The 6,385-nt window shown below is 64.8% G+C and carries 7 protein-coding genes; 6 read left to right on the forward strand and 1 reads right to left on the reverse strand.

All coding sequences use genetic code 11. The annotated features are described in order from the left end of the window. Nucleotides 1–15: 15 nt before the first annotated feature. From K5E37_RS07465 to K5E37_RS07490, 6 genes are all read left to right on the forward strand, one after another. Nucleotides 16–429, forward strand: coding sequence for a cupin domain-containing protein (locus K5E37_RS07465; RefSeq protein WP_085604959.1), 414 nt, complete (start codon nucleotides 16–18; stop codon nucleotides 427–429). A 71-nt stretch (nucleotides 430–500) separates the two neighbouring features. After that, entirely contained in the window at nucleotides 501–1,592 is a 1,092-nt protein-coding gene (locus tag K5E37_RS07470; protein WP_221533501.1) for an HlyD family secretion protein, read from the forward strand. After that, a complete protein-coding gene (locus K5E37_RS07475) occupies nucleotides 1,589–3,148 on the forward strand; it encodes an MFS transporter (protein ID WP_221533502.1) in 1,560 nt (519 codons plus the stop codon). The genes K5E37_RS07470 and K5E37_RS07475 overlap by 4 nt, the downstream gene beginning before the upstream one ends. A gap of 61 nt (nucleotides 3,149–3,209) precedes the next feature. After that, complete coding sequence (locus tag K5E37_RS07480) at nucleotides 3,210–3,725, forward strand: GNAT family N-acetyltransferase (RefSeq protein ID WP_207985866.1); 516 nt, start codon at nucleotides 3,210–3,212, stop codon at nucleotides 3,723–3,725. Nucleotides 3,726–3,762: 37 nt separating this feature from the next. Next, nucleotides 3,763–4,803 carry a GSCFA domain-containing protein gene (locus K5E37_RS07485; RefSeq protein ID WP_221533503.1) on the forward strand — a complete coding sequence of 347 codons (1,041 nt, stop codon included), beginning with the start codon at nucleotides 3,763–3,765 and terminating at the stop codon, nucleotides 4,801–4,803. Beyond that, complete coding sequence (locus tag K5E37_RS07490; protein ID WP_164872140.1) at nucleotides 4,772–5,461, forward strand: hypothetical protein; 690 nt, start codon at nucleotides 4,772–4,774, stop codon at nucleotides 5,459–5,461. Before K5E37_RS07485 ends, K5E37_RS07490 begins: the two co-directional genes overlap by 32 nt. A gap of 45 nt (nucleotides 5,462–5,506) precedes the next feature. Here K5E37_RS07490 and K5E37_RS07495 read toward each other — a convergent pair whose 3' ends face one another. Then, nucleotides 5,507–6,376 (reverse strand): TauD/TfdA family dioxygenase, encoded by an 870-nt coding sequence (locus K5E37_RS07495; RefSeq protein WP_221533504.1) that lies wholly within the window; start codon nucleotides 6,374–6,376, stop codon nucleotides 5,507–5,509. Between the last annotated feature and the right edge of the window lie 9 nt (nucleotides 6,377–6,385).

Here is a 6,385-nt window from a genome sequence, read left to right on the forward strand (position 1 = left end):
TGAAGGAGTATCGCCATGTTCAGCCGAATCCTGCTGGCCGCCACGTTTGCGGCCCTTTCAATCTCATCCGTCTCGGCCGCCGAGCCGCAGGGGGGCAAGGTCACCGTGGTGTTCGACCGCGCCCTGCCCAACGTTCCCGGCAAATCCATGCGGGGCGTGCTGGTGGAATACGCGCCCGGTGGATCGTCGCCGGCGCACTTTCATCCGAAGTCCGCGTTCATCTACGCCACGGTGCTAGAGGGCGCCGTGCGCAGCAAGGTCGGCGACGCGCCGGAGAAAGTCTACAAGGCCGGGGAAAACTTCGTCGAACAACCGGGTGATTTCCACGCGGTGAGCGCCAATGCCAGCACCACCGAACCGTCCCGTCTGCTGGCGGTGTTCGTGCTCGACAGCAGCGAGACCGAACTGGTCAAACCCGTCAAGCCGTAACCGATCCATTCGCCAATCCACCTTCGGCAGCCCGACTGCCGGAGGTGTCGGCTTTGAGCAGGACCCCGATCATGAACGCGCCCCAGCCCACCACCGCCAGCACGACGCAGTCCGAAACGACGCCCGCGACACCGCGCCAAGGCAAGCGCAAGGCGGCAGGACTGCTGTTGTGCGCCGCCGCTCTGGCGATTGTGGCGGGCGGTTATGCCGTGCTGTACGGCGGCAAAAGTATCTCGACCGACAACGCCTATGTGCGTGGCGATGTCACGTCCCTGGCGGCCAAGGTTGCCGGCTACGTCACCCGCGTCGAGGTGCGCGACAACCAGTCGGTGCAAAGCGGCGACGTGCTGTTTCGCATCGACGATCAAGACTATCGCGCCCGCCTCGCCCAGGCCGAAGCCAACTTCAAGTCGGCGCAGGCGCGCCTCAGTGATGTCGATGCCCAGACGCAACTGCAACATGCGCAGATCCGTCAGGCCGAGGCCGAGCGCCGCTCCGCCGCCGCGCAGATGAACCTCGCCGGCAAGACCCACGACCGCAACCGCAAACTGATCGCCAGCAATGCCGTGAGCATGGCGCTGGTCGATGAGACGGCGGTGGCCCAGACGCGCGCCTCTGCGGCGGTGGACGCTGCTTCGGCGTCGGTCGAGGCTCAGCGCCAACGCCTCGCCGTGCTGCTGGCCCAGCGCGGCGCGGCCCTCGCGGCCATGGCGCAGGCCGAGGCGGCGCAGGATCTGGCCCGGATCGACCTGGACAGCACCGTGGTGCGTGCGCCCGTCACCGGGGTGGTCGGTAACCGTCAGGTGCGGGTCGGCCGTTACGTCACGCCGGGGGTGGCCTTGCTCGACATCGTTCCGGTGCAGGACGTGTGGGTCGTGGCCAACTTCAAGGAAACCCAGCTGGAGCATATCCAGCCCGGTCAGCCGGTGCGGATCACCGTCGACGGCTACCCCGACGACGCGCTGGAGGGCGTGGTCGACAGCTTTGCCCCCGGCAGCGGCTCGGCCTTCAGCCTGTTGCCGACCGACAACGCCACGGGCAATTTCGTCCGGGTGGTGCAGCGGGTGCCGGTGAAAATCCGCCTCGCCAACAACCCTTTGCCGGGGCGCATCGTGCCGGGGCTGTCGGCGCGGGTCGACGTGGAGCGTGGAGACGGGTCATGAACCGGTCTGCCGCAGCCCGGCCCGGCGTGTTGTTGATGATCGGCATTCTGCTGGCCAGCCTCACCGAAGCGATCGCCGGCACTGCGCTGGTGCTGGGCCGTAACGACATCATCGGTGACACCGCCGCCACACCTGACGAATTTGCCTGGCTGGACATCGGCTACACCGGGTTCAAGCTGATCGGTTTCCTTACGGCGTCGTGGCTGCTGGCGCGCTTCGCCCCGCGCAACGTCATCGTCGCTGCGACCCTGGCCATGGGGTTGGCCTGCGCCATCGCTGCCGGCAGCACGTGGCTCGATCTGCTGATAGCGCTGCGCATCCTGCAGGGTTTTGCCGGCGGCACACTGCTGGTGGCCGCTCAGGTGCTGATCTTTCGCAGCTACCGGCGCCAGCTGCAACCCGCGCTGCAAGCGCTGTTCGCCATCGGTGCAGTGGTCGCCTCCGCCACGTTGACGCCCGCCCTGCAAGGCTGGCTGGTCGACAGCCAGTCATGGAACTGGATTTTCCTCAGCGTCGTGCCGCTGGCCATGATTGCCAGCGGACTGTTACTGATCACGGCCACCCCGACACCCGCCCGAGCCAGCCAGCATCCATTCGACGGTCTGGGCGTGCTGCTGAGCGCCACCGCCCTGCTCTGCTTCACCTACGTGCTCAGCCAGGGCGAACGCTGGGACTGGTTCGAAGCGCCGCGCATCGTCTGGCTGACGCTGCTCGGCAGCGCAGCCCTGCTGGGGTTTCTGGGCCAGCAACTGTTAAGCAACGGCAAAGGCGTGCTCGACTTCAGTCTGTTCAGGTCGAGCGATTTCTCGTTCGCCTTCATTGTCAGCTTCGTCGCAGGTGCAGCGCTGTTCGGCAGCGCCTACCTGATTCCAGCCTTTGCCGTGTCGGTGCTCGGTTTCACCCTGACCGACGCCGGCCTGCTGTTGTTGCCCAGCGGCGCACTGTTTGTCGGCGCGCTGCTGATCGCGGCCTGGCTGATGCAGGCGCGCGGCGTGGCGCCGTTTGCCACGGTGCCGTTTGGCATCCTGATGATCATGATTGCCATGTGGCTGTTGTCCGGTTCGACCCGCGAAAGCGGCAGCGCAGACATGATGGGCGCCATCCTGCTGCGTGGGCTGGGGCTGGGCTTTCTGTTTCTGTCGATCACCCTGATCGCGTTCACTCACCTCAACAGCCGCAATCTGGCGGCCGGTATCGGCCTGTTCAATACCGGCCGGCAACTGGGCGGTCTGATCGGCGTGGCCGGGCTGCAAACGCTGATCGAACACGGGCATGCGGCCAACGCCGTGATCCTGGGCAGCAGCGTCACACCCGGCAGTCCCGCGCTCATCGAACGGCTGACAAGCACCGGCGCCTGGCTGACGGGCAAAGGCATGGAACCTGCGGCGGCGGCCCGTGCCGCGACCAGTCTGCTGGGGCGGACGGTGTCGGAGCAGTCGCTGGTGATCGCCTTCGACAGTGCGTTCATGGCAGTGACGTTGCTGTTTGCGGTGGCGGCGCCGCTGCTGGTGGCGATCAAGATCGGCTTTGCGAAACACGCCGGATCAAACCATTGATCTTTCGCCCCACACCCAGTAAAAAACCGTCTTCCCTTTCCGCCCTTGCAAGGAGCAGCGGATGCTCGAGCTCACCACGCAACGCCTGGACCTGCGCACGATGGTCGAATCCGACTGGCCGCTGTTCCTCAGGCTGCATTCCGAGCCGCAAACCATGCAGTACGTGTTCGGTGAAATCGCCGAGGACCAGGTGCGCAAAGGCTTCGAGCATCGGCTTCCGGCCTGGGGGCCGCAGTCGGATCACTGGTTGTGTCTGGTGGTGACCGACAGGGCCAGCGCGCAGGAACTGGGCGTGACCGGATTTCGCATCCTGTCGCCGGGGCATGCCGAGGTGGGTTGCCTGCTGTTGCCCGAGCATCAGGGCAAAGGCTTTGGCACCGAGTCGCGGCAGGCGATCATCGACTATGCCGCCGCCATCGGCCTGGACTCGTTGGAGTCGACCGTGACCGACGGTAATATCGCGTCCTGCAAGGTGTTGGAGAAATGCGGTTTTGTATTCGAGCGCCGCGTGCCGCAGGCCTATCAGATTGGAGATCGATGGTTTGACGACCTGATCTACCGCTATCAAATCAGCTGACCCCGTTTTATCAGCGACCGCCAAGGAGGCCCTCGTCGTGAATCCTTATCAATGCCTGCCACCCCGCGCTTTCTGGCGCACCGCCGTGGCTGACAAGCCCGCGCTGCACATCGATCAACTGTGGACGCCGCAGTTCGAAATCGGCAACAAGGACGCCGTCGTCACCGCCGGCTCGTGTTTCGCCCAGCACATCGGTCGTGCGCTGGTGGAGCGCGGCATGAACTGGCTGGAAGCGGAACCGGCCCCGGCCGAACTGCCCGCAGCCGACTGGAAGGCCCACAACTACGGGGTGTTCTCGTTCCGCACCGGTAATCTGTACACCCCGGCGATGCTGTGCCAATGGCTGGAATGGGCGCTGGGCGTGAGCCTGCCGCCCGACGAAACCTGGGCCCATGACGGGCGTTTCTTCGACCCGTTCCGCCCCGCCGTGGAGCCCGACGGTTTTGCCAGCGAGGACGCGCTGTTCGGATCGCGCGAAGCCACCCTCGACGCCATTCGCACCGCCCTGCGCCGGGCCAAAGTGTTCGTGTTCACTCTCGGTCTGACCGAAGCCTGGCAAAACCGTCAGACCGGTCTGGTGTACCCCGTGTGCCCCGGCACCGTGCGCGGCACCTTCGATCCGCAGCTGCACCGCTTCTGCAATTTCGGCTTCATGGACACCTATGGCGACATGGTTCGGGCGCTGGAGTTGATGCGTTCGATCAACCCGCAGCTGCGCGTTCTGCTGACCGTGTCACCAGTGCCCCTGACCGCGACCGCCACGGGCGAGCATGTGCTGAGCGCCACCACCTATTCCAAATCGGTTCTGCGCGCCGTCGCCGGGCAACTGTGCGAAGACCTGCACGACGTCGACTATTTTCCCTCCTACGAAATCATCACCGGTACACCGTTCAAGGGTGCGTTCTACCAACCCAACCAGCGCGAGGTCACGCCCGAAGGCGTGGCGTTCGTCATGCAGCAGTTTTTCGCCGGGCTCGATGCGGTTCAACCGGTGCACACGCCGGCCAGCGTGCCCTCCACCTGCGTGTCCAGCGAGGAGCTTGTCTGTGAAGACGCCGTGCTCGATTACTACGCCTAGGTTTCTGCTGCTGGGCGACTCCCATGCCGGGGTCATCGGCAAGGCGGCGCAGGCCCGTGAGTTGCCGTTCAGCGGCGGCCCGCTGGGCACCGGCCGGGATTTCGCGATCGACTTTTTCAGCCTGACCCGCCATGACGTAGTGTTCCGGGAGGCCGAGATGGAGCGCCTGTATCGCCAGGCCCTTGAGCCGTTCGAAGTACCGCAACTGGCGAAGGTCGGGGTGCCGCTGGTCAGCACCCTCGGCCTGAGCCTGCACTACCTCGCCACCGCGCCGAACTGGACGTGCTACCAGACACCGGACGGCGAATTCGACGAAGGTTTTCTCGCAGGTCCCCTGTTCGAATCCATCGTCGACACCTTGTCCCGACCTGCGCTGGCGTTCTATGAACAGGCCCGTGCGATGAACCTCAAAGTGTTCGCCGTGCTGCCGCCGCAGCGGGTGCCGGAGTTGTCCGATTCGCGAGTGTTCATGGCGGCGCAGGCGCTGCTGATCGAGCGCCTGCAAGGACTCGGCATCGAGCTGATCGACGTGCGCGCAGCGGCGAACGATGAGCAGGGTTTTCAGCGTTCGGCGTACTGCGAAGTGGATGACCCGCTGCACGGGAATCTGGCGTTCGGCGAGTTGATCGTCGAGCAACTGCTCAAACAAGGTCTGTGAATGACCGGTGGGAACGGTGTCGCCGCTCCCGCCGTTTTTTTAGATTCAAGCTTTCGGCTGCGTCCCCAGAATCGTCACCCGCTCGCCATACCGCGAGTGCGGGAAATAATCCCAGACCGCATGGTGCTGGGTGCAACGGTTGTCCCAGAACACCAGCGTATTCGGCGCCCAGCGCACGCGGCAACTGAGGGCCGGCTCCCGCGCCACCAGATCGAACAGCATGTCCAGCAGCACCTGGCTTTCACCGCCGGACAACTGGACGATGTGCGACGTGAACCCGGAATTGACGAACAACGATTTTCGCCCGGTTTCCGGGTGACGAACCACCACCGGGTGTTCGGTTTTCGGCAGATTGGCCGGCGCCTCATAACCCTTCCACGGAATCGCGCCGTCGTGGATCGCCGTCAGTTCGCCAAGAAACTGCTGCATCGTCGGCGACAGCATTTCCAGCGCCAGGTGCATGTTGGCGAACAGCGTATCGCCGCCCGTGCCGATGGCCGGGGTTTCCTTGACGTACAGCATCGAACCCATGGACGGCGCCAGATCGGCGGTGCCGTCGGTGTGCCAGGTTTCGCCGGCCACGTAGCGCGATTGCGCATTGGCGCGGATCACCACCAGCTCCGGGTCATTGCCGTCGATATCCTCCACCGGCAGCGCCCGCAGCTCACCGAACAGCCGGCCAAACGCTTTGTGCTCGTCCACCGTCAGATGTTGATCGCGGAACACCACCACGTGGTTCTCCAGAAAGGCCCGGCGGATTTCCGCGAGCTGCTCGTCGCTCAACGGTTGCGACAGATCGACGCCGCCGATCTCGGCCCCGATGATCGGCGTGATCCGCTCGAGCGTGATGTGCTGATACGGCGCGCGCCGTTCTGCGGCGATGCGCTCGATTGCCTTGAGTGCCAACTGATCCATGTTCCCTCA

The organism is Pseudomonas sp. RIT778 (genome assembly GCF_019718735.1).
Taxonomy (GTDB): Bacteria; Pseudomonadota; Gammaproteobacteria; order Pseudomonadales; family Pseudomonadaceae; genus Aquipseudomonas; species Aquipseudomonas aphyarum.